The 22,304-nt window shown below is 68.7% G+C and carries 17 protein-coding genes; 10 read left to right on the top strand and 7 right to left on the bottom strand.

The window, feature by feature from the left end:
* Positions 1 to 24: 24 nt before the first annotated feature.
* The 3 genes from C7H75_RS22915 to C7H75_RS22905 form a co-directional block, all read right to left on the bottom strand.
* Complete coding sequence (locus C7H75_RS22915; protein WP_106851873.1) at positions 25 to 1,539, bottom strand: catalase; 1,515 nt, start codon at positions 1,537 to 1,539, stop codon at positions 25 to 27.
* Between the two features lie 195 nt (positions 1,540 to 1,734).
* Positions 1,735 to 3,960 carry an MMPL family transporter gene (locus C7H75_RS22910; protein ID WP_013417486.1) on the bottom strand — a complete coding sequence of 742 codons (2,226 nt, stop codon included), beginning with the start codon at positions 3,958 to 3,960 and terminating at the stop codon, positions 1,735 to 1,737.
* Between the two features lie 120 nt (positions 3,961 to 4,080).
* A complete protein-coding gene (locus tag C7H75_RS22905) occupies positions 4,081 to 4,824 on the bottom strand; it encodes an SDR family NAD(P)-dependent oxidoreductase (protein WP_106851872.1) in 744 nt (247 codons plus the stop codon).
* Positions 4,825 to 4,961: 137 nt separating this feature from the next.
* On the opposite strand from C7H75_RS22905, the gene C7H75_RS22900 reads away from it, so the two are divergent.
* Positions 4,962 to 6,230: a hemolysin family protein gene (locus tag C7H75_RS22900; protein ID WP_081184069.1), complete on the top strand. Its 1,269-nt coding sequence runs from the start codon at positions 4,962 to 4,964 to the stop codon at positions 6,228 to 6,230.
* A gap of 123 nt (positions 6,231 to 6,353) precedes the next feature.
* On the opposite strand, the gene C7H75_RS22890 is transcribed toward C7H75_RS22900, so the two are convergent.
* The gene (locus tag C7H75_RS22890; RefSeq protein WP_175271978.1) at positions 6,354 to 7,889 is read right to left on the bottom strand and encodes a bifunctional 3'-5' exonuclease/DNA polymerase; all 1,536 of its coding nucleotides are present in this window, start codon (positions 7,887 to 7,889) and stop codon (positions 6,354 to 6,356) included.
* Positions 7,890 to 8,075: 186 nt separating this feature from the next.
* Between C7H75_RS22890 and C7H75_RS22885 the strand changes: the two genes are divergently transcribed.
* The gene (locus tag C7H75_RS22885) at positions 8,076 to 9,029 is read left to right on the top strand and encodes a DUF808 domain-containing protein (RefSeq protein ID WP_081184074.1); all 954 of its coding nucleotides are present in this window, start codon (positions 8,076 to 8,078) and stop codon (positions 9,027 to 9,029) included.
* A gap of 7 nt (positions 9,030 to 9,036) precedes the next feature.
* On the opposite strand, the gene C7H75_RS22880 is transcribed toward C7H75_RS22885, so the two are convergent.
* Complete coding sequence (locus tag C7H75_RS22880; RefSeq protein WP_064076310.1) at positions 9,037 to 9,894, bottom strand: alpha/beta fold hydrolase; 858 nt, start codon at positions 9,892 to 9,894, stop codon at positions 9,037 to 9,039.
* A gap of 102 nt (positions 9,895 to 9,996) precedes the next feature.
* Positions 9,997 to 11,967, bottom strand: a complete 1,971-nt coding sequence (locus C7H75_RS22875) for an acyl-CoA dehydrogenase family protein (RefSeq protein WP_084845973.1) — start codon at positions 11,965 to 11,967, stop codon at positions 9,997 to 9,999.
* Positions 11,968 to 12,084: 117 nt separating this feature from the next.
* Here C7H75_RS22875 and C7H75_RS22870 point away from each other — a divergent pair, with 117 nt between their 5' ends.
* From C7H75_RS22870 to C7H75_RS22855, 4 genes are all read left to right on the top strand, one after another.
* Positions 12,085 to 13,023, top strand: a complete 939-nt coding sequence (locus tag C7H75_RS22870) for a LysR substrate-binding domain-containing protein (RefSeq protein WP_013417479.1) — start codon at positions 12,085 to 12,087, stop codon at positions 13,021 to 13,023.
* A 254-nt stretch (positions 13,024 to 13,277) separates the two neighbouring features.
* Entirely contained in the window at positions 13,278 to 14,603 is a 1,326-nt protein-coding gene (locus tag C7H75_RS22865) for an MFS transporter (RefSeq protein WP_005517038.1), read from the top strand.
* Positions 14,604 to 14,607: 4 nt separating this feature from the next.
* Positions 14,608 to 16,524 carry an FAD-dependent monooxygenase gene (locus C7H75_RS22860; protein WP_106851871.1) on the top strand — a complete coding sequence of 639 codons (1,917 nt, stop codon included), beginning with the start codon at positions 14,608 to 14,610 and terminating at the stop codon, positions 16,522 to 16,524.
* Positions 16,517 to 17,734: an MFS transporter gene (locus tag C7H75_RS22855; RefSeq protein WP_106851870.1), complete on the top strand. Its 1,218-nt coding sequence runs from the start codon at positions 16,517 to 16,519 to the stop codon at positions 17,732 to 17,734. The genes C7H75_RS22860 and C7H75_RS22855 overlap by 8 nt, the downstream gene beginning before the upstream one ends.
* A 20-nt stretch (positions 17,735 to 17,754) precedes the next feature.
* On the opposite strand, the gene C7H75_RS22850 is transcribed toward C7H75_RS22855, so the two are convergent.
* Complete coding sequence (locus C7H75_RS22850; protein WP_231813587.1) at positions 17,755 to 18,468, bottom strand: IclR family transcriptional regulator; 714 nt, start codon at positions 18,466 to 18,468, stop codon at positions 17,755 to 17,757.
* Positions 18,469 to 18,630: 162 nt separating this feature from the next.
* Here C7H75_RS22850 and C7H75_RS22845 point away from each other — a divergent pair, with 162 nt between their 5' ends.
* From C7H75_RS22845 to C7H75_RS22830, 4 genes are all read left to right on the top strand, one after another.
* Positions 18,631 to 19,080, top strand: coding sequence for a nuclear transport factor 2 family protein (locus tag C7H75_RS22845; protein WP_022598366.1), 450 nt, complete (start codon positions 18,631 to 18,633; stop codon positions 19,078 to 19,080).
* 70 nt (positions 19,081 to 19,150) lie between these two features.
* A complete protein-coding gene (locus C7H75_RS22840; RefSeq protein WP_081187234.1) occupies positions 19,151 to 19,987 on the top strand; it encodes an SDR family NAD(P)-dependent oxidoreductase in 837 nt (278 codons plus the stop codon).
* Entirely contained in the window at positions 19,980 to 20,792 is an 813-nt protein-coding gene (locus tag C7H75_RS22835) for an SDR family NAD(P)-dependent oxidoreductase (RefSeq protein ID WP_022598364.1), read from the top strand. Before C7H75_RS22840 ends, C7H75_RS22835 begins: the two co-directional genes overlap by 8 nt.
* The gene (locus tag C7H75_RS22830) at positions 20,789 to 22,249 is read left to right on the top strand and encodes an FAD-dependent oxidoreductase (protein ID WP_022598361.1); all 1,461 of its coding nucleotides are present in this window, start codon (positions 20,789 to 20,791) and stop codon (positions 22,247 to 22,249) included. Before C7H75_RS22835 ends, C7H75_RS22830 begins: the two co-directional genes overlap by 4 nt.
* Positions 22,250 to 22,304: the final 55 nt, after the last annotated feature.

Below are 22,304 nucleotides of genomic sequence, written 5' to 3'. Positions count from 1 at the left end.
ACGGATTCGGGATCAATCAGACATTCACGCCTTCGCCTGAGCCGAGGACCGCGCCGGATTGGACTGGCCCGCGGCTTTGGGATCCTTCTCCCCCTGCTTCGCGCGGACGCCGTCCTCGACCCGATCGCCGAGGGTCTTGTCGACGTTGCGCCAATAGTCGAAGGCGCGCAAGAGAACCGGCTCGGTGACCCCGTTGAGCAGGTGCCCCACGATGTTCGACACCAGCCGTTCGCGGGCCGCGTCGTCGAGGACGTCGCGCACCATCGTGCCGGCCTGACCCCAGTCGTCGTCGTCCTTGCGGAGCGTGTACGCCTGGTGGACCATCTCGCCGTCGGTGTACCAGCCGGGGGACTCGCCGGACACCGAGGCGTCGGCGTGCGGGCCGCCCTTCGAGTTCGGTACGTACACCGGATCGCCCGGATTGTGGTGCCGCAACTGCCCGTCCTTGGTGTACGAGTTCCGCGGCCCGGCATGCGGCGAATTGACCGGCAACTCCTTGTAATTGGATCCGATCCGGTAGCGGTGCGCGTCCGGGTAGGAGAACCACCGACCGAGCAGCATCTTGTCGGGGCTCGGCCCGGTGCCCGGCACCGAACTGCTCGGCTCGAAGGCGGCCTGCTCGATCTCGCAGTGGTAGTCGGCCGGGTTGCGGTCCAGCTTCATGGTGCCGACGTCGATGAGCGGGTAGTCGGCGTGCGGCCACACCTTGGTGAGATCGAACGGATTGAACCGGTAGGTCTTGGCCTCCTCGTACGGCATGATCTGCATCTTCAGCGTCCAGGTGGGGTAGTCGCCGCCGTCGATGTGCTCCCACAGGTCCCGCTGGTGGTAGTCGGTGTCCATGGCGGCCATCTGGTCGCCCTCGTCCTGCGTGAAGAACTCGATGCCCTGGTCGGTCTTGAAGTGGTATTTCACCCAGAACCGCTCGCCCTGCGCGTTCACCCACATGTACGTGTGGCTCGAATACCCGTTCATGTGCCGCCACGTGCGGGGGATACCGCGGTCACCCATCAGCCATGTCACCTGGTGTGCCGACTCGGGAGACAGCGTCCAGAAGTCCCACTGCATGTCGTGATCGCGCAGATTGTTGTCGGCCCGCCGCTTCTGGGACCGGATGAAGTCCTGGAACTTCATGGGATCGCGGACGAAGAACACGGGGGTGTTGTTGCCCACCATGTCGAAATTGCCCTGCTCGGTGTAGAACTTCAGGGCGAAGCCGCGAGGGTCGCGCCACGTGTCCGGGCTGCCCCGCTCACCGGCGACGGTGGAGAATCTCGCGAGCATCTCCGTCTTCTTGCCGGGCTGGAACAGGTCCGCCTTGGTGTAGGCACTCACGTCGTTGGTGACCTCGAAAGTGCCGAACGCACCGGCGCCCTTGGCATGTGGCTGGCGTTCCGGCACGCGCTCACGGTTGAACTGGGCCATCTTCTCGATCAGGTAGTAGTCCTGGAGGAGGATCGGCCCGTCGGGTCCGACGGTCAGTGAGTGTTCGTCGCTGGGTACCGGGATACCGGAGTCGTCGGTGGTGTAGTTCGACATCTCATTCCTTCCCTACGGATCACGTTTCCGTGCGGTAGAGACGACGCCCCGAAAGTATTTGGGCTGCAGGGCATCATCGGTGGAGAGCGCGTACCTGGCCGCGGCGCGGGCGAGGCGCGCCATCCATCACCTACCAGCCGACCACTTCCGGACCGATCCGTCAACCGATGCGCCGTCCCGCCGACCGTCGACGGCTCAGTTCTTCGCCTGCGCCAACTTCGACGGCCACCAGATCTTCCGGCCGATGTCGTGCGAGAGTGCCGGCACCAGCACGCTGCGTACGACGATCGTGTCGAGCAGGACGCCGAACGCGACCGCGAAGCCCACCTCGGCGAGGAACACCAGCGGCAGCACCCCGAGGACCGCGAACGTGCCCGCCAGCACGATGCCCGCCGACGTGATGACGCCGCCGGTCACGGCGAGGCCGCGCAGCACGCCCGACCGGGTGCCGTGCGTGAGCGTCTCCTCCCGGACACGAGTCATGAGGAAGATGTTGTAGTCGATGCCGAGCGCGACCAGGAACACGAACGCGAACAGCGGGAACGACTGGTCTGCACCCGCGAAATGGAACACGTGCGTGAAGAAGAATCCGCACACGCCCAGGGTCGCGGCGAAGCTCAGCACGACTGTCGCGATCAGGATCAGCGGCGTCAGCAGCGCCCGCAGCAGCACCGCGAGCACGATGAAGATCACGACGAGCACGATCGGGATGATCAGGTTCCGGTCGTGTACCGACGCGGTCTGTACGTCGAGCGTCGCGGCCGAGCTACCGCCGACGAGTGCATCCGCGCCCGGCACCGCGTGCAGGGTGTCGCGCAGGCGCTCCACGGTCTCGAGGGCTTCCGGCGAATCGTACGAATCGGCCAGTGCCACATTGACGATGGTCCGACCGTCGATCGGCGCGACGTTCAGCAGCGACGGCGGGCAGCCGGGCGGGAGCTGCTGCGCATTGCCACCGGAGTTCTGCAGCAGCGCCTTGACCTTCTCGATGTCGACCTGCACGCACACCGAGCCCGGGCCCTGCCGCACACCCTCGACTCCACTCGCGGCAGCGATGACGGCGTCGACGGTGGACGCGTTCGTGGCGACGACGGCGGGCGCCCCGGCACCCTGGTCGAAGTTCGCGTCGTAGAGTGCCTGCCCGCGGACGGCGTCGGGCTCGTTGGTGAAGTTCTCGGTGGCGGTGAGACCGGAGGTCTGCAGGCTGCCGATGCCGACCGCGAACAGCACCGCCAGCAGGACGGTGGCGCCGATCCACGCGGGCCGGTCCCGGCGCCCCACGACGTCCGCGATCCGCCCCCACAGCCCGTGTGTCGCAAGGTCTGTCGCACCGTCGGTCCGGGGCTTGCGCGGCCAGAACACCCACCGGCCGACTGCGGACAACACCACGGGCAGGAAGGTCATCATCACCACGTACGTGCACGCGATGCCGATCGCGGCGACCGGGCCGAGGCTCTTGTTCGAGTTCAGTTGCGAGAAGCCCAGGCACAGCAGGCCGAGGATCACGGTCACCGCGGAGGCGGTGATCGCCGGCGCGGACTCCCGCCATGCCTTGATCATCGCGTCGAAGCGATTGTCGTGAAAGTGCAGTTCCTCCCGATATCGCGCGATCAGCAGCAGCGCGTAGTCGGTGCCGGCACCGATCACCAGCACGAACAGGATGCCCTGGCTCTGTCCGGTGAGGGTGAGAATCTCGTGGTCGGCGAGGACGTAGATCACCATCGACGACAACCCCAGCGCGAGCAGGGCCGAGAACAGCGGGAAGAACCACAGGATCGGCGACCGGTACACCACCAAGAGGATCAGGATCACCACCAGCAGCGCGACACCGAGCAGCGTGCTGTCGAGGCCTTCGAACGCGTCGATGAACGCCACCAGCAGGCCGCCGGGGCCCGCGGGCAACACCTCGAGATCCGACGGCACCGCGTTCTGCGCCGCGTCGATGACGTCCTGTTCCGCGGCCGCGAGGTCGTTGCCCTGGACGGTCGCTCCGTCCTGCTTCGCGATCAACGGCACGAACACCGACGCGGTGGTGCCGTCCGTCGAGATCTGCGTGGGCGTCACGCCGTCGGCGTCCACGCCCTCCACCGACGCCATCGAGATCCGCGCCTGGTCGATCGCGGCCTTGTCGGCGTCCGTCAACCCGCTGTCGCGGTGGAACACCACGGCACCCGGAATGGTCTCCACCTTCAGGAATTTCGCGCTCTCGTTCGCGACGATCGTCGACTCCGCCGATCCGGGTAGATAGGACGCGTTGTCATTCTTCTGCACCTCGGCGAGCTTGCCCTGGAACGAACCGCCCAGTCCGCCCAGGAAGAAGGCGACGATCGCGATCGCGAGGACCGTGAACACCGGCCAACCGCGGCGCACGCGCGTCACCGTGCCGGGCGGCGTGTCACCGGAGGACTCCACTCGTGTCATCGGTGCTCCTCGTGCGCGATCGCGGCCGGACAACCAATGCAGACCAGTACAACACGCCATCTCGCCGGCGGTGGCCGATCACCACATCGAAGGCGGGACGCGTGTGCGGATGCCGGACACTCAGCGCAGTTTGATGCTGCCGCCGTCGACCATGAGTGTCTGTCCGGTGATGTACGACGCGTCGGCGCTGGCGAGGAACACCGCGACCCGTCCGATGTCGGATTCGGGATCACCGAAGCGGTGCAGCGGGGTTCGGGACAGCAGCGCTTCCTCGATGCCGGGATTGGCCGCGATGTAGGCCTCGACGCCCTCGGTGAGAGCCAACGGCGAAATCAGGTTGACGTTGATGTTGTCGGCCGCCCACTCGTTGGCCGCGACGCGGGAGATGGCGCGGATGGCTTCCTTGGCCGCCGCGTACGACGCCTGGTTCACCTGGCCGTCGATTCCGGCGCCCGACGCGAAGTTGATCACCGAGCCCTCGTGGGCCTTCAACTGCTCGTAGCACGCCTTCATCAGCCAGAAGGTGGGATAGAAGCCGGTGCCGAAGGCCAGGTCCATCATCTCCTGGGTGGTCTGCAGCAGGGGTGCCTGCCGGGACGCGTGGGCGTTGTTGACGAGCACGTCCACCGAGCCGAACGCGTCCACGGCGGCCGCGCAGATCTGGGCGGCACTCGCCTCCTTCGAGATGTCGGCGGCGAGATAGCGGACCGAATCGCCGAGTTCCGACGCGAGCGCGTTGCCCGCCTCGTCGTTGATGTCGACGACCAGAACCTTGGCGCCTTCCTTCGTGAACGCCCGCGTGATCCCTCGTCCGATACCCCCGGCGCCTCCGGTGACGATCGCGACCTTTCCGTCAAGCCTCATGATTCACTCCGATGCGATTGTGATCGTTGAAGTTTCGTCGTACCGACCTGCGGCCTCGACGATACGGATGTGCGTCCTCTCGAGGTAGCCGGGTGGAGGTGGAGGACGGCAGCGCGCCGCGGCGCTAGTCTCGGGGTGTGAACGGCGGCACGATCCTGAACTTTGTTCTGGTGGTTGTGTTCATCCTGATCGGCGGCGTGTTCGCGGCCACCGAGATCGCACTCGTGTCGCTGCGGGAAGGGCAGCTCCGCGCGCTGGAACAGCACGGGCGGCGGGGTGAGCGTGCGGCCGCGCTCGCGCGGAATCCGAACCGCTTCCTGTCGTCCGTGCAGATCGGAGTCACCGTCGCCGGGTTCTTCTCGGCCGCCTACGGGGCATCCACACTCGCCCCGAACTTCTCGCCCACGCTGCGGCACTGGGGTCTGTCGGCCGGGACGGCGGACGCGGTGGCGCTCGTCGCGACCACCCTGGTGATCTCGTACCTGTCGCTGGTGCTGGGTGAGCTCGTCCCCAAACGCATTGCGCTGCAGAGCGCAACCGGTGTCGCGCTGGTGACCGCGCCGCCGCTCGACCGGTTCGCCCGACTCGTCCGACCCGTCATCTGGCTGCTCTCGCTGTCCACGAACGCTCTGGTGCGGATCCTCGGCGGCGATCCCGGACGTAAGGGGGAGGAGATCACCCACGAGGAACTGCGCGAGCTGGTGACCGGGCACAGCGCGGTCGCCGAGGAGGAGCGCCGGGTGCTCACGGAGGTGTTCGACGCGGCCCGGCGATCGCTCGTCGAGGTGATGCGCCCGCGCACCGACGTGGACTTCCTCGGCGCAGACACCCCGGTGCGGCGGGCTCGCGGCGACGCGCTGGCACTCGGCCACAGCCGCTACCCGGTGTGCGCGGAGACCCTCGACGACGTCGCCGGTTTCGTGCACCTACGGGACCTGTTGCTCGCGCGCGGCGGCGAGGCGCAGACTGTGGGCGACCTGGCCCGGCCGCTGCTGCGTCTGCCCGGGTCGAAACCGGCGCTCGCCGCCCTCGCCGTGATGCGCCAGGACAATTCGCAGATAGCGCTCGTCGTCGACGAGTACGGCGGCACCGCCGGCATCGTGACGGTCGAGGACATCGTCGAAGAGGTCGTCGGAGAGATCGGTGACGAGTTCGACCCCGAGCCGCGAGTCGCCGACACCGAGCGGTCCCGGGTCGACGGCCGGTTGCTCGTCGACGACTTCGAGCGGGACACGGGTACGGCGCTTCCCCAGGGTCCGTACGAGACGATCGCGGGCTTCGTGCAGCATCGACTGCAACGACTGCCCCGACTCGGCGACCGCGTCGACGTCGACGGGTTCCACCTCACCGTCGAGGCGCTCGACGGCCGCCGGATATCCACCGTGACGGTGACGCCGATCAGGTGACGGGCGCGCCCAACCCGTGGGAGAGGTGGCGTTCGTGATCGCCGCGTGGCTGTTCCTGCTCCCGAAGAAGCGACTCGTCCCGGTACAGCACGACACCATCCGGGGCGGTGCGGCGGAGCCGCGTCAGTCCTCCGGCTCGGCGTAACACTCTCGCACCTCGACCTCCATCGGGAACCGAACTGCTGTGTCGCCGAACAGCAGTCGCGTCGCCGACGCCGCCGAAGCGAGAACGTGCGCGGCCGCCGCGTCGGGACGGCGGGTGTGCACCATCACCTCGTCGTGCTGGAAGAACACCAACTCGCCGTCACCCGGAGCGGCGGACAGGCGCCGGCGCAGATCTGCCAGCAGACACAGCGCCCACTCGGCGGCGGTGGCCTGCACGACGAAGTTGCGGGTGAACCGGCCACGCGCGTGGGTGTCGCCGTTGGACCACCACGAGTCCGACGGCGGCGGGCAGGCGCGGCCGAGCCACGAGTGCACCACCTCGCCGCGCTCACCTGCCCGGGCCGCGTCCTCGACGAGTTGCACCGCGACGGGAAAGCGCTTGCGCAGCAGTGTCAGGAGCGCGCGGGCCTCGCCGGCCGTGGCGCCGTAGAGGACACCGAGGATCGCGATCTTGGCCTTGGCGCGGTCTCCGGCGAAGACCTCGGCCGCGACGAGGGCGTACAGGTCGTCGGTGCCGGCCGCCGCGGTCATCCGCGGGTCGCCGGACATCGCCGCGAGGATGCGCGGCTCGAGCTGGCCGGCGTCGGCGATCACGAAGGTGTGTCCGGGATCGGCGATGACGCTCGTGCGCAACGCCTTCGGGATCTGCAGCGCGCCGCCGCCGCGGCTGGCCCAGCGGCCGGACACCACCCCGCCCGGCACGTACACGGGCCGGAACCTGTTGCCGCGCACCCACGCATCCAGCCACGTCCAGCCGTTGGCGGCGTGCAGCTTCGCCAGGTCGCGATAGCGCAGCAGCGGTTCGACGGCCGGGTGGTCGATCTCCCGCAGCAGATACTTGCGCGTGGACGCCAGTTCGATGCCCTCGCGTGCGAACGCCGCGACCACCTCGGGTTGCGACGCCGGGTTGACCTGACGCCCGAACGCCGCCGACACCTCGTCGGTCACCTGGTGCAGGCGGACGGGCAGCATGTCGTCCCGAGTGCGCGGGCCGAGCGCGTCGGCGAGCAGCGCCAGATGGGCGTCGGTGGAGAACGGCAGCCCGTCGTGGCTCATCTCGGCGGCCGCGAGCCCACCGGCCGACTCCGCGGCCACCAGCAGGCGCAAGCGTGGATCGTCCGCGATGGCCGCGAGCTGGCGGCGGTGCCGCTCGATCACCACGTCGGGCGCGGTGGACGCGACCGCGTCGAACAGTCCGGGACGGTCGTCGACGGGCATCTCGGGTGCGGGTGCGAGCCGCCCGGCGCGCATGTCGAGCAGCGCGCCGGTCAGCCGCAGGTCGTGGCTGCGCTGTACGCGCACACCCTCCGCGAGCAGCGGCGGGCACGCACGTGCGGAGTCCTCGAACACCCAGCGCGGATGCTCGGCCGCCTCGATCTCCCGGACCGTCGCCGCGACGTCTGCCGTGCGGCGCGGCGCCTCCACCGGAGCGCCGGACTCGTCGGTCCGGACCAGCGTGGCACCGTCGCTGTCGGATACCAGCACCGTTCTCACGGCGTCCAGTGTGCGCGACGGCACCGACACGAGCGTGTCGGGCCGGCGGGCGGCGGTGGAGCGGATCCCGGCCGAGCCGGTGTGGCTGCCGCTCCCCGCGCGGCGATAGGCTGACTAGCCCCGAGCACGTGTCGCTCGACCGGCTCAGCGCATCCGGCTGGACACATTCGAAAGTGGGAGGTTCCCGTGGCTGGTGGTCTCGTCGCCCTGCTGGACGACGTCGCAGCGATCGCGAAAGCGGCCGCGGCATCCATCGACGACGTCGGCGCCGCGGCCGGCAAGGCGAGCATCAAGGCGGCCGGGGTGGTCGTGGACGACACCGCTGTCACGCCCCGCTACGTCCACGGCTTCTCGCCGAAGCGGGAACTGCCGATCATCCGGAAGATCGCGATCGGATCGATCCGGAACAAGCTTCTGATCATCCTCCCGGTGGCGATGATTCTCAGCCAGTTCCTGCCGGCGGCGCTGCCCTATCTGTTGATCGCCGGTGGTCTCTTCCTCTGCTACGAGGGCGCCGAGAAGGTCTACGAGGCACTCACCGGCGGCCACCACGAGGACGAGGACGCGCCGGCGCTGCAGGACGGGCCCGAACGTGAGAAGGCGATGGTCAGCAGTGCCATCCGCACCGACCTGATCCTGTCCGCCGAGATCATGGTGATCTCCCTGTCGTCGGTAGAGGACGAACCGTTCCTCACCCGGCTGATGGTTCTGATCGTCGTCGCGATCCTGATCACCATCCTCGTGTACGGCGTCGTCGCCGTCATCGTGAAGATGGACGACGTGGGTCTCGCGCTCGCCCAGCGCAAGTCGACGCTCAGTCAGCGGATCGGCCGCGGCCTCGTCGCCGCGATGCCGAAGGTGATGGCGGTGCTCACCGTGGTCGGCATCGCGGCGATGCTGTGGGTGGGCGGCCACATCCTGCTGGTCAACGTCGGCGAGGCCGGATTCCACTGGCCGGCCGACCGTCTGCACGACCTCGAGCACTGGTTCGGCGAACTCGTGCACGGCGGCTTCGGCGGCGTCCTGTCGTGGACCGCGGGAACGGTGGCGTCCGCCGTCGTCGGACTGATCCTGGGCGCGATCGTCGTGCTGATCGCGCACCTGCTTCCGAAGCGGAAGAAGGACACGACGGCGCACTGAGGCGGTATCACCGCCCCAGGGAGAGCATCGCGGCCGCCACCCCGTCGGCGGCCGTACCGGGGATCGCGGTCGCCGCATCTTCCATCACGAGTAGCCGCGCGCCGGGGATCTCTCGTGCGCACGCCTCACCGTTGCCGAGGGGAAAGAACGGGTCGTGCCTGCCGTGCACCACGAGTGTCGGGATCGTGAGTTCGGGCAGGCGTTCGCGCCAGCGCGGCTTGCAGTCGAGCTTGGAGAACACCATTCCCAGCTGGTTGGCCATCTGGATCGCCGGTTCGGTGCTCTGCGTGCGGTCCCAGATGCGTTCGGCGCTCACGCGAGCGGCGGCGGGGTCGTCGCCGAGGATCTCGGCGCCGGCGGCGGCGAATTCCGCCACGGCGGCGCGGTCGGACCAGTCCGGCATCGGATGTGAGAACAGCCGGCCCATGGTTGCGTCGTCATGGTCGGGCAGATCGTCGTCGACCGGCCCCGGAGCGACAGGCCGCGTTCCGACGAGCGTGAGTGCGCCGAAAGCGTCCGCATGATCGAGCGCGGCTACCTGGGCCACCATTCCGCCGACACCGATGCCCGCCAGATGCGCCGGCCTCGAGTCGAGTTCGTGGGCGAGCGCCGCGGCGTCCGCGGCCAGGTCGCGCAGGGTGTAGGCCGGCTTCTCGGGATCGACGGTGGTCGACGCACCGGAATCGCGCAGGTCGTACCGCACGACGTGGTGCCCGCCGCGAGCGAGTGCGGTGCACAGCGCGTCGGGCCACGAGAACATGGTGGTTCCGCCCGTGAGCAGAATCAGCGGTGCTGTCGGATCCCCGAAGTGCTCCACCCCGAGTGAGACGCCGTTGGCGCCGATCGCTTCCCATCCCTTTGCCACAGGGATTCTCCCCTCGTCAGATACTGCGCTTGCACAGATAGACCCGACTCGGAGGGGAAAACCATCGGGCTCCACAGGGAATTGGAGCCAGTTGAACGCAGGCTATGTGGTGGCCCCCTCGACTGTGGTGGTCGAGAATCTGCGCGCGACGTTCTCCTCCGTCGACGGTCCGGGCGCCCAGGACGCGATCCACGGCCCGGTGCCCTCCGACTGGTCGAGGACTCCGGCCTCGAGCCACGTGTACTCGCCGCCGAGCACGCCGCGCGAGATCCGATGGTCGGTGTCGTCGGTGTTCTCCCACAGCGCCGCGAACAGCCGCTCGATCCGTAGCCGCGACTGCCGACAGAAGGCGTCGGCGAGGTCGACGGCGGCCGCGCCGCGGACCGGATCCTCCGTGTGCTCCATGTCCGCCCGCACACAGGCCGCAGACATCGCGAACAGCTCGGCACCGATATCGACGACGCGGCCGAGGAACGACTGGTGCTTCTCCATGCCGGCCTGCCAGCGCGCCATGCCGTAGAACGTGGAGCGGGCGAGCTTGCGCGCGTTCCTTTCCACGAAGCGTAGATGCGTTGCCAGCGAACCGAACTCGCTGTACGACGTGGGCAGCTGGCCCTTGCCGGACACCAGGTGCGGCAGCCACCGCGCGTAGAAGCCGCTCGCCCCGAGCGCTGCCCTCGCCTTGTGCTGCAGGTTCGCCTTCGGATCGGCCAGATCGCCCGCGGCGGCGAGGTGCGCATCGACGGCTTCGCGAGCTATGAGCAGGCGCATGATCTCGCTCGAGCCCTCGAAGATGCGATTGATCCGCAGATCGCGCAGCAACTGCTCCGCCGGCACTGCTCGTTCGCCGCGGGCCGCCAGTGACGCCGCGGTCTCGTAGCCGCGTCCGCCGCGGATCTGGACCAGGTCGTCGGCGATCCGGCAGGCCATCTCGCTGGACCACAGTTTGGCCAGTGCGGCCTCGATGCGGATGTCGTTGCGCCCCTCGTCGGACATCCTGCCGGCCAGATCGAGGACGGCCTCGAGCGCGTACGCGGTGGCCGCGATGAACGAGATCTTGGCCGCCACCGCACCGTGCTCGCCGACCGGCCGGCCCCACTGCACCCGTTCGGCGGACCATTCGCGCGCGATCTTGAGCGACCACTTGGCGGCCCCCGCGCACATCGCAGGAATCGCCAACCTGCCCGCGTTGAGAGTGGTCAACGCGATCTTGAGTCCGTCCCCCTCGCGACCGACGAGGTTCTCGGCCGGGACCCGTACCTGATTCAGCCGGGTCACGCCGTTCTCGATCCCGCGCAGGCCCATGAACGCATTGCGGTGTTCGACGGTGATGCCGGGGGAGTCGGCCTCGACGACGAACGCGCTGATCCCGCCGCGATGTCCACTGCCCGGCTCGCCGGGGCGCCCCTCGCTGCGCGGCACCCGCGCCATCACCACCAGCAGCTCGGCCACCACACCGTTGGTGGTCCACAGCTTGACGCCGTCGAGTAGATACGCGGAACCGTCATCGGTCGGGGTCGCCGTCGACGCCATCCGCGCAGGGTCGGAGCCGACGTCGGGCTCGGTGAGGAGGAACGCCGAGATCGCGCCCTTCGCGCAGCGCGGCAGGAACTTCTTCTTCTGCTCTTCGGTGCCGGCCAGCTTCAGTGGTTCCGGCACACCGATCGACTGGTGCGCCGACAGCAACGCGCCGAGGCTCCCGTGTACCGACGACACCACCATCAGCGCGCGGTTGTAGGCGACCTGGGACAGTCCGAGCCCGCCGTACTCGACCGGCACCTTGAGCCCGAAGCAACCGAGTTCGGCCAACCCGGCGACGTACTCGTCGGGGATGCGGGCGTCCCGCTCGATCACCGACCCGTCGATCCCCCGGCAGTACCGCTCGAGGTCGGCGAGGAAGACGTCGGTTCGCGCGGCCTCGTCGGGGGCGGGCCGGGGGAAGGGATGGACGAGGTCGAGCGGGAATCGCCCGAGGAACAGTTCCTTGGCGAAGGACGGTTTCTCCCAGCCGCTCTCGCGGGCCTCCTCGGCGACCGCGCGGGCCTGTTCCTCCGTCACCTGGGTCGGTGTCACCGTGATCCGCCTCCTCGAAGAGAGCGATCGAAGAACCTAGCGAACAAGCTACTGGCGAGTATTCCCCTCGATCGTGGTTTGCGGAACCCGTGCGAGAATCGATGCCCGGAGGTAACCATGGTCAGCTCGGCAAGGCCGCCGGCGTACACGATGCGTCAGCTGTTCGTGTTCGTCGCCGTCGCCGAGACCGGCACCATCCGGGCCGCCGCGGATCGGCTGCACGTCTCGCAGTCCGCGGTCTCGCTCGCGATCACCGAACTCGAGCGCGGACTCAAGTCGCAGCTGTGCGTGCGCCGGCGGGCGCACGGCGTCCAACTCACCCCGACGGGCGAACGGGTGCTGATTCGCGCGAAGGCGCTGCTCGAGCAGGCGGGCGACCTCGCCGCCGAGGCATCCGGGGCGGAGGGCGTGCTCACCGGTCCGCTCGCGATCGGTTGCTACTCGTCGCTCGGCCCGACACTGCTGCCGCGGCTGCTGTACGAGTTCAACCAGCTGCACCCTCAGGTCACCGTCGACTTCGTCGAGGACACCCAGGACCGCCTCGAAGGGCGGCTGATGTCGGGCGAGCTGGACCTCGCGATCGTCTACGACCTCGACCTGTCGCCGGAACTGCGGCGGGCCCGGATGGACACCCGGCAGCCCGCGATCCTGCTGCCCGCCGACCATCGTCTGGCCGACGCGCCGGTCGTCGAGCTAGCCGAGCTCGCCGACGAGCCGATGGTGCTGCTCGACGCCCCACCGAGTTCGTTCCATGCGCTGCAGATGTGCAGCCGCGCCGGCTTCACTCCGCAGGTGCGGTTTCGTCCCAAGAACTTCGAGACCGCCCGCGCGCTCGTCGGCCGCGGCTTCGGCTGGACGCTGCTGATCCAGCGGCCGCAGCTCGACGTCACGTACGAGGGGCTCGGCGTCGTCGTCCGCCCGGAGGTGGAGCCTCCGGTGCCGGAGGTCGACATCCTCCTGGCGTGGTCGCAGGACGCGCTGCTGAGCCGAACCGCGCGCGCCTTTGTCGACTTCGCGGTGGACGGCGATGTCGCAGGAGATGTCGCAGCCCACTGAGACGGCGTCGGTGTAGGCACTCTCACACGGGACAATCGGTCCGGAACAAGGCAGGATCCGAAGCGGCGAGTCCGCTACCCGGGCGTGCGCCGCACCTGAGTGACAAACCTCAGGATTTCTGCGCATTCACCCCGCTTTCTTGCGCTTTTCACGCGATGTGATCCAGGTCAAGATGTCCTGCAGGCCGCTTAGTCGGCATGTGTGCAGGTGGGTTTCGTCCCTGCATGCCTCCAGAGTTGAAAGGCACCCGAACCATGACGGCAACCATGGCTGCGGCTCCGCCGCAGGAGTTGCACCGCAAGGCCCGCAAGGCCGCGCTCGGCAGCTTCGTCGGCACCGCGATCGAGTGGTACGACTTCTTCATCTACGGCACGGCCGCGGCGCTGGTACTCGGGCACCAGTTCTTCCCGAACTCCTCGGACCTCGCGGGCACGTTGGCGTCGTTCGCGACGCTCGCCGTCGGCTTCATCGCGCGTCCCATCGGTGGCGTCGTCATGGGCCACTTCGGCGACCGCGTCGGCCGGAAGTCGATGCTCGTCATCTCGCTGTTGCTCATGGGCTTCGCGACCGTCGGCATCGGTGTGCTCCCCAACTACGACGCGATCGGCGTGTTCGCCCCGATCCTGCTCGTGACGCTGCGCTTCGTCCAGGGCCTCGGCGTCGGCGGCGAATGGGGCGGCGCGGTGCTCGTCGCCACCGAGAACGCCCCCGAGGGGCGCAAGGGCCTCTACGGTGCGGCCCCGCAGATCGGCGTCCCGGCGGGTGTCCTCGTCGCGAACCTCGTCTACCTGCCGCTGACCGCCTTCATGAGCGACGAGACCTTCAAGGCGTGGGGTTGGCGAATCCCGTTCCTGCTCAGCGCCGTCCTCGTGCTGGTCGCGATGTGGATCCGGCTCGGCCTCGAGGAGAGCAACGAGTTCAAGGAGACCAAGGACCAGGAGCAGCCGAACAAGCTGCCGATCATGGAGGTCCTCACCAAGCACTGGAAGACGGTGCTGCTGGCCGGGGGCACGTTCATCGCCACCAACGGCATCGCGTACGCGTACATGGTCTACGTCCTCAAGTACGGGGAGACCGAACTCGGCTTCAGCAAGACCACGATGCTGTTCCTGCTGATCGGCTCGTGCCCGTTCTGGATGGCCGGCATGGCATTCAGCGCGTGGAAGTCCGACACCATGGGACGTCGTCCCGTCTACGTGCGCAGCTCGATCGCGCTCGTGATCGCCGCCGCCGTGTTCTTCCCGCTCATGGACACCGCGGTCCTGCCCGTCATGATCGTCGCGATGATCGGCCTCGGCTTCACCCTCGGCTGCTGCGCCGGACCCCAGTCCGCGCTGTTCGCGGAGCTGTTCCCGCCGGCGATCCGCTACTCGGGTGCCTCCCTCGGCTACCAGATCGGCGCCATCCTCGGCGGCGGTCTCGCCCCGATCATCGCCACCGCGCTGTACGCGAGCTTCGACACGTCGCTCGCGATCACCGGGTACTTCGTGCTGATCGCCCTGATCAGCCTCGCCAGCATCCTCGTGCTGAAGGTTCCCGGTACCACGTCCTCCCGTCCGATCGAGCAGGAAGCGGTCTAGCTCCATGTCGACCTACTACCAGCCCAAGAAATACCCGGCCTCGGCCTTCGATTCGATGGCGGCCACCGACGAGACCCTCCCGGTCGTCGTGGTCGGTGCCGGCCCGGTCGGCATGGCCGTCGCGCTCGGCCTCGCGCAGCGCGGCATCCCCGTCACGATCATCGAGGCCGCCGACCAGGTGTCCTTCGGCAGCCGCGCGATCTGTATCTCCCGCCACAGCCTCGAGGCCGCCGCGCGCCTCGGCTTCGGCGCCGAGCTGGAGAAGATCGTGCTCCCGTGGGTCGGTGGCCGCAGCTTCTACCGCGACCAGCAGGTGCTGCACTTCCAGATGCGCAACGCCGACCACGACGTGCGCCCGCCCATGATCAACGTCTCCCAGTCGGAGTTCGAGCAGATCATGGTCGACACGATCGAGGCGAACCCCCTCATCACGCTGCACTGGTCGGCGAGCATCGCCGGCGTGCTGCGCGCCGACGACGAGGTCACTCTTGAGGTCGACTGTGCCGGTGGCAAGCGCCACCTGCGCGCCCGCTGGGTCGTGGCCGCCGACGGTGGCCGCAGCCGCATGCGCGAACTGGCCGGACTCCGGCTGCAGGGCAACAACTACGACGGCCGCTACGTCATCGCCGACATCCACTGGGAGTCGGAACTGCCGGCCGAGCGCATGGTCTGGTTCGATCCGCCGAGCAACCCCGGCTCGACGATCATCATGCACAAGCAGCCCAAGAACATCTGGCGCATCGACTATCAGCTCGACCCGTCCGAGGACGCCGAGATCGAGACGCAGGAGGACCGCATCCGGGACCGCATCACGCGGCACCTGGAGTGGCTGCAGAACGATCTGCCGTGGACCCTCGAATGGCACGGCTTCTACAGCGCTCGCGCGCTGGCGCTCGAGGACTTCACGCACGGTCGCCTGCTGTTCGCCGGCGACGCCGCCCATCTGGTGCCGATCTTCGGTGTCCGCGGGTTGAACTCGGGCATGGAGGACGCCGAGACCCTCGCCTGGCAGCTCGCCGCGGTGATCCACGGCAATGCCGACGAGAAGATGCTGCAGGCGTACTCGGTGGAGCGCCACGACGCGTGGCGGCAGAACGTCGCGAACGCCGGCAAGAGCACGCTCATCATGTCGCCCGGGAGCCACGGCTACCTGACGACGCGGGACGCGATCCTCGCGCTGGCCGTCAACCGCCCCGAGTTCAGCCACCTCATCAACCCGCGGCAGTCCAGCGCCACCAACGCCCGGATCTCGCCGCTCACGTGGCCCACTCCGGCCGATGTCGCGGGCGTCGCCGCCGGCGACCCGGTCGACGATCGTCGCGTCGTGACCGCCGACGGCACCGAGACGTCACTCAACAAGCTGCGCGGCACCGGTTTCGCGGTGCTCGGTGTGCAGGTCGATGCCGCGGCGCTGGCCGCCGCGACTGCAACTCTCGCCGCGGCGTTGGCTCCGGAGTCGGTGCGCGCCATCCTGATCGGTAGCGACACGTCCGACGCGTCGGTCTCCGTCGTGCCCGACGCCGACGGCGGGATCGTCGCCGCGCTCGGTGCCCGCGACGGCGAGGTCTTCGTGATCCGCCCCGACGGTCTGCTGCTGTGTCGCATCGACGGTGTCGGACGAATCGAGGACGTCGCCCGCCACCTTTCACTGGGGGATGCCCCGACCGGTGCCAGCGCCACCGTCGACAGCGGACCCGCCATCGATCCGGCGGAGCTGCGCCGCGAGAACGTGTGGATGGGTCTGTCCGACGCGCTCGACCAGGTCGGCGAGAAAGACCGCGAGGGCTTCCTCGCGCGCCTCGCCCTGGTCCTCGGTTCACAGGTGGGGCAGCGTGAGTTCGAGGAGGCCATCGCGGCAGCCGCCGATCCGTCGCTCACCGTTCCTGCCGACCGGAACGTGGACGCCACCATCGGTGGCTGAGCAGGTCTCCGAGTCCAGCGCCGCCCGGCAGCAGCCGGCGGCGCTGGAGTCGTCTTCGTGGCCGGTGGTGGCCGTCGCATTGCTTGCCGGGGTCCTGGCCGCCAGTCAGGTCGGCAAGGTCATCGTCGCACTGCCGACGGTGCGCGACGATCTCGGAATGAGCCTGACCGCGGCAGGGGTCCTGCTGTCGTCGTACACGTTCGTGGGCGCTCTGCTGGGCAGTGCGGCAGGCGGATTCGTCGACAGACTCGGCCGACGCCGAATGCTGGCGTTCGCTCTGCTCGCCCTCGCAGCCGGCGCCGGGCTCGGTGCGATCGGTCCCGGGACACCGGCGTTGCTGTTCTCCCGGGTCCTCGAGGGGCTCGGCTTCATGGGCGTCGCGGTGTCCGCTCCCGCCACCATCACGGCGGCGTCGGGGGACCGGCATCGCCGCTTCGCGCTCGGGCTGTGGGGCATCTACATGCCGCTCGGACAGTTCGTCGCGATTCTGCTGGGCCCGTTGATCATCGACGCGGTCGGCTGGAGGGGGCTGTGGGCCGTCAACGCCGGACTGCTGCTCGGGTGCGCGGGCCTGGTGGTCGCAGTGGTGCCTCGCGTGGCCGGGGTTCCGGCTGCGTCGGCCGGCGCGAAGCGAGCTACCGTGTGGCGCAACCCGGCTGCAGTACTGATCGCTGTCGCCTTCGGCACCTACTCGCTGCAGTACCTCGCGGTCATCGGGTTCCTGCCCACCGTGTACGCATCGGGCGGGTGGGCCGACACCTCTGCGGCGATCCTCACCGCGCTCGTCGTCCTCGGCAACATCGTCGGCAACGTCGTTTCCGGAGTGTTGCTGCATCGGGGCGTACGCCCCGGCACGCTGATCGCGGTGGCCGCGACGTCGATGGGCCTGGCTGCCGTCCTCGTCTACGCCGGGTGGTCGCCGTTCGGCCTGTCCTACGGCGCTGCAATCGCTTTCGCCCTTCTCGGTGGGCTGCTGCCGGCCGCGGTGTTCGCAGCCGTGCCCAGCGCCGCCCGCGGACCGCGCGAGATCGGCCCCGTCAACGGACTGGTGGTGCAGTTGTCGAACGTCGGGTCGATCGTGGGACCGCCGGCCGTCGCGTTCGTCGCCACCCACGTCGGGGGCTGGTCCATGAGCCCCCTGGTGCTCGCGACCGCAGCCGTGGCTTGCCTCGTGGCCGGACTCGCCCTGCGGGTCAGGGATTCTCGCTGACCTGACCCGCCTTGCGGCGGTCAGCGGAGCAGTAGCGCCCCCAGTCGCCGGGCCGCGGCCATGACCGCCTCGCCCAGCTTCTGCTCCTCCGACGAATCGAACACCGAGACACCGATGCTCACCAGGTCAGCCGGCCGGCGGTTCGGCAGCGTGGCGGATATGCCCGTGACCGAATGAGTGACCTCGCCCGAGGTCACCGCGAATCCGCGCTCGCGGGCGCGCGTGACCTCGGGGCGCTCGCCCTCCTGCGGCGGCAGCGCCGCGAGCATCGCCAATCCCGCCGACCCGCGGTTGATCGGGTCGATCTGGCCGGCGTTGAAGCCGACGTGCGCCCGGGAGTTGCGCGGCTCGATCACCATGAGCGCGCGGACCGAGTCCTCGCCCTCCCGGACCGCGAGGTGCGCGGTCGCCTCCACGGAATCCGCGAGCTCCTCGAGGATGGGGCGGGCGAGTTCGCGCAGGTCCTGCTCCACCGAGCCCGCGAGCGTCACCAGTCCCGACCCCAGCAGGATGCGTTTGCTCTCGGTCCGTCGGCACAGTCGGTGCGCCTCGAGGGTGCGCACCAGCCGATCCGCGACGGTGCGATGCACGCCGATTCCCTCGCCGATCTCGGTGATCGTCAGCCCGTACTTGTGTTGCGTCAGCAACTCGAGGATCTCGAGCCCGTTGTGCAGCGTCTTCGACATCCGTGAATCGAGCTGGACCGCGCCCGTTCTCCCAGCACTTTCGTTCATCCGTTCATCGGAACCGACCGACGCCATGGATCCCTCCCTTGACTCGTGTGAGGCGAGACACCTACGCTTCTTCTTAATCGCACTATGCGTTCGATTATCGCACACCGAGTGTGACGGCGCAATCCCGTTCGGGAAGCGCCGTCGAGGGTCGAGGAGTTCGTGATGACAGGGATCGAGGCACGCGCCGACATCGGTGCAGTGGCGATCGTGGAGATCCACCAGCTGTACGGGCGGCAGAGCCACCTCATCGACGAGGGGCACGCGTCCGAGTGGGCGGCCACCTTCACGGCAGACGGTGAATTCCACTCACCCAGCTACCCGGCCCCGGTCGTGGGAGTCGAGGCGCTCACCCAGTTCGCCGACGCGTTCTTCACGAACGCGTCCGTGGCGGGGGAGGCGCATCGGCACGTGCTCACCAACATCGCCGTCGATCGTGTCGGTGACGACGAGCTCGAGGTCCACGCCTACCTGCAGATCGTCGCGACCCGGATAGGTGGGGATTCCCGCCTCGTGCGGTTCACCACCGTCACCGACCGGGTGGTGCGAGAGGGCGGGCAGTGGCGCATTGCGCGCCGCGTCGTCCGCCGGGACGATCAGGCCCCTCAGTCCTGACATCTCGGGGCTCGACAGACGTGCATCCCGAATCTTTTGCAGAACATTGTTTTTGGAGGAACACCCGATCATGACCGAAACCGCTGACACCCAGAACCCCGGCCGCACCGACGCGTCCCTGATGACTGCGCTGTACCCGGAGATGGCCGGCAAGGTCGCCGTCGTCACCGGCGCTGCCCGGGGTATGGGCGCGGCCTTCGCGGCCGGTCTCGCCACCCGCGGCGTCAACGTCGTCGGCGCCGACATCAACGAGGAGCAGATGGCGGCCACCGCCGACGAGATCAACGCCGCGCTCGCCGCGAACTCGCTGGCCGAGACGCCCGGACGCGTCGTCGGCACCCGCATCGACGTCACCAAGGCGGACGAGCACGAGGCGCTCGCGCAGGTCGCGCTGAAGGAGTTCGGCCACATCGACTTCTGGATCAACAACGCGGGCATCTTCCCGTTCGCGCTGGTCGACGAGATCTCCCCCGAACAGATCGCCGCGGTGCTCGACGTCAACGTCGAGGGTGTGCTGTTCGGCGCGCAGGCCGCGTCCCGCCACATGGCGCCGGGCGGCGCGATCGTGAACATGTCGTCGGTGTCGGCGCTGCGCATCCGCCGTGGACGCGGCGCATACTGCACCTCGAAGGCGGCCGTCGCGCACCTCACCGAGTCGCTCGCTGTCGAACTGGGCGACAAGGGTATTCGCGTCAACGCCATCGCCCCCGGCTACATCGACACCGAGATGACCCGGTGGGTCCGCGAGGATCCCGCCGCCCTCGAGCACGCGCTGAGCGTGGTGCCGCTGCACCGCCTCGGCTCGCCCGAGGAGGTCTTCGGGCCGCTGCTGTTCCTGCTCTCGGACAGCGCCCGCTACGTCACCGGCCATTCCATCGCCGTCGACGGTGGTTCGCGCCATGTCTGAGTCGACGGGTCGTTCTGCAGGCTCCACTTCCGAGACTTTCCCGAACGTCGTCCTCGTCACCGGCGCCGCCGGCGGCATGGGCGCGGGCCATGCGAAGGCATTGGCCGCACGGGGCGTGCACGTCTGCGTCGCCGACGTCGCGGACAGCTCCGCGGTCATGGCCGAGATCGAGGCTGCCGGTGGCAGCGCGTCGGCGCATGAACTCGACGTCGCGGACTCCGCGGCCTGGACCCGGGTGATCGACGAGATCCGCTCCACCAAGGGCGAACTCGGTGGTCTGGTCAACAACGCCGGCATCAGTCGGCGACGCGAGTTCATGGACACCCCGGACGACATCTGGGAACTGACCATGCGGATCAACCTGTTCGGTCCGTTCTACGGGATGAAGGCCGCCGCACCGCTGATGCGGGAGAGCGGCGGCGGATCGATCGTGAACATCTCGTCGATCTCCGGCCAGGTCGGCTACTTCTCGCCGGCGTACGCGTCGAGCAAGTGGGGACTGACCGGGCTGTCGAAGTCGGCGGCCGGACAGTTCGCGCAGTGGGGCATCCGGGTGAACTCCGTGCATCCCGGGCTGGTGGGCACCGCTCTCGTCGGGGGAGCGGACGCCTTCGTCAAGGCCTCGCTGCAGAGCATCCCGGCCGGACGCATGGGCACCGTCGACGAGATCACGGATGCGGTGCTGTTTTTGCTGTCCGACCGGTCCACGTACATGAACGGCAGTGAGGTGACGGTCGACGGCGGCCTGGTGTCCAACGGGCTGTACCACCGCATTCTCGCCGAGACGGGAGGAGCCCTCTCATGAGTGAAGACAACTGGGACGTCGTCGTGATCGGCGGCGGCGGAGCGGGACTCGCGGCCGCGGTCTCGGCGGCCGAGCAGGGTGCATCGGTGCTGCTGTTCGAGTCGCAGACCGAACTGGGCGGCTCGACGCAGCTGTCGGCGGGATTGTTCACCGCCGCCGGCACGAGCGTCCAGCGGGGCCTCGGGATCGAGGACACGGCCGAGAAGTTCTTCCAGCACTACATGGACCTCAACCACTGGATGCTCAAGCCGGGTCTGGTCCGCGCCTTCTGTGAGAACGCCGGCCCCACGCTGGAGTGGCTGATCGGCCTGGGCGTGGAGATTCCGGCCCGCGAATCCGCCAACGCCCACATGCCGGGTCTCGCGCAGGCCGGCGTCGAGGACGTCTGGCGCGGGCACGTGCCCAAGGATCAGGGTTACGGGCTGGTCCAGGTGCTCGACAAGGCGCGCCGCGACCAGGGCGTCGAGGTGGTTCTGAACACCCGCGTGCAATCGTTGCTTGTCGAGGACGGCCGGGTGGCCGGTGTGGTCGCCGACGACATCGAGGTCCGCGCGTCGTCAGTGGTGATCGCCAGCGGCGGATTCGCGCAGAACAAGGATCTGGTCGACCGCCTCTACCCGTTCGCGAACCGGGGCGGGGACTCCCTCTTCGTCGTGGCCGCCGAGGGCAGCCGGGGCGACCACCTGGCGTTCGGTGAGCAGGTCGACGCGGCCGTCACCGGCGAGGGCTGGGGTCTGATGCTGCCCACCGTCTACTTCCAGCGGTTCCACCACTGGCAGTCGGGCTTCCCGCCCAAGTCGCGGATCTACGTCAACGGCGACGGCCGTCGGTTCATGGACGAGGACGCGTCGTACGCGGTCTCGACCGGGATCATCGACGCACAGCAGGGCGGGGCCTGGGTCGTCTTCGACGAAAGGGCTAGACTGAATCTTCCTGCGGGCTATACTGATTGGGCTCCCGAGCGGATTCTCGACGAGGCCGAGGCCGGGCGCACCCTCCGAGCGGACACGCTCACCGAACTCGCCGCCGCGATGGGCGTGCCCGCCGATGCTCTCGAGGCGGCCGTCGCGCGGTGGAACGACCAACTCCCGAACGGTGTCGACGACGACTTCCTGCGTCATCGCACCCTCGCGAACAAGGGATCGACCGCCGACCCCGACCCGATCGACCAGGGGCCGTTCTACGCGGCCCGACTTCTGCCCGCCGAACTCGTCTGCACACACGCGGGCGTCGAGATCGACGGCAACGCATCGGTACTGGACCGGACCGGACGCCCGGTCCAGGGACTCTTCGCGGCCGGTGAGGCCGGAGCCGGCATCCTCGGCCTCCGGTACGTGGGCGGCGGCAACGCCGTGGCGAACGCCCTCACGATGGGCCGGATCGCCGGAATGAACGCCGCGCGCACCGCCCGCGGCGAGTCGACGACGTCGACGGCACTGACAACTGCAGGAATCTGACACCGAGCGTGTTGCGCACCAGACACTTACAAAGGACCATCCATGCCAACGAACG

Origin of the sequence: Rhodococcus (subgen. Prescottella) equi, assembly GCF_003013675.1 — a bacterium.
Classification (GTDB): Bacteria; Actinomycetota; Actinomycetes; order Mycobacteriales; family Mycobacteriaceae; genus Prescottella; species Prescottella equi.
This window is presented reverse-complemented; position numbering and strand designations above follow the sequence as displayed.

Excerpts from the sequence above, each read along its gene's own strand:
- C7H75_RS22915 (WP_106851873.1), bottom strand. The coding sequence starts at position 1,539 with ATGTCGAACTACACCACCGACGACTCCGGTATCCCGGTACCCAGCGAC.
- C7H75_RS22910 (WP_013417486.1), bottom strand. The coding sequence starts at position 3,960 with ATGACACGAGTGGAGTCCTCCGGTGACACGCCGCCCGGCACGGTGACG.
- C7H75_RS22905 (WP_106851872.1), bottom strand. The coding sequence starts at position 4,824 with ATGAGGCTTGACGGAAAGGTCGCGATCGTCACCGGAGGCGCCGGGGGT.
- C7H75_RS22870 (WP_013417479.1), top strand. The coding sequence starts at position 12,085 with ATGGTCAGCTCGGCAAGGCCGCCGGCGTACACGATGCGTCAGCTGTTC.
- C7H75_RS22865 (WP_005517038.1), top strand. The coding sequence starts at position 13,278 with ATGACGGCAACCATGGCTGCGGCTCCGCCGCAGGAGTTGCACCGCAAG.
- C7H75_RS22860 (WP_106851871.1), top strand. The coding sequence starts at position 14,608 with ATGTCGACCTACTACCAGCCCAAGAAATACCCGGCCTCGGCCTTCGAT.
- C7H75_RS22850 (WP_231813587.1), bottom strand. The coding sequence starts at position 18,468 with ATGAACGAAAGTGCTGGGAGAACGGGCGCGGTCCAGCTCGATTCACGG.
- C7H75_RS22845 (WP_022598366.1), top strand. The coding sequence starts at position 18,631 with ATGACAGGGATCGAGGCACGCGCCGACATCGGTGCAGTGGCGATCGTG.
- C7H75_RS22840 (WP_081187234.1), top strand. The coding sequence starts at position 19,151 with ATGACCGAAACCGCTGACACCCAGAACCCCGGCCGCACCGACGCGTCC.
- C7H75_RS22835 (WP_022598364.1), top strand. The coding sequence starts at position 19,980 with ATGTCTGAGTCGACGGGTCGTTCTGCAGGCTCCACTTCCGAGACTTTC.
- C7H75_RS22830 (WP_022598361.1), top strand. The coding sequence starts at position 20,789 with ATGAGTGAAGACAACTGGGACGTCGTCGTGATCGGCGGCGGCGGAGCG.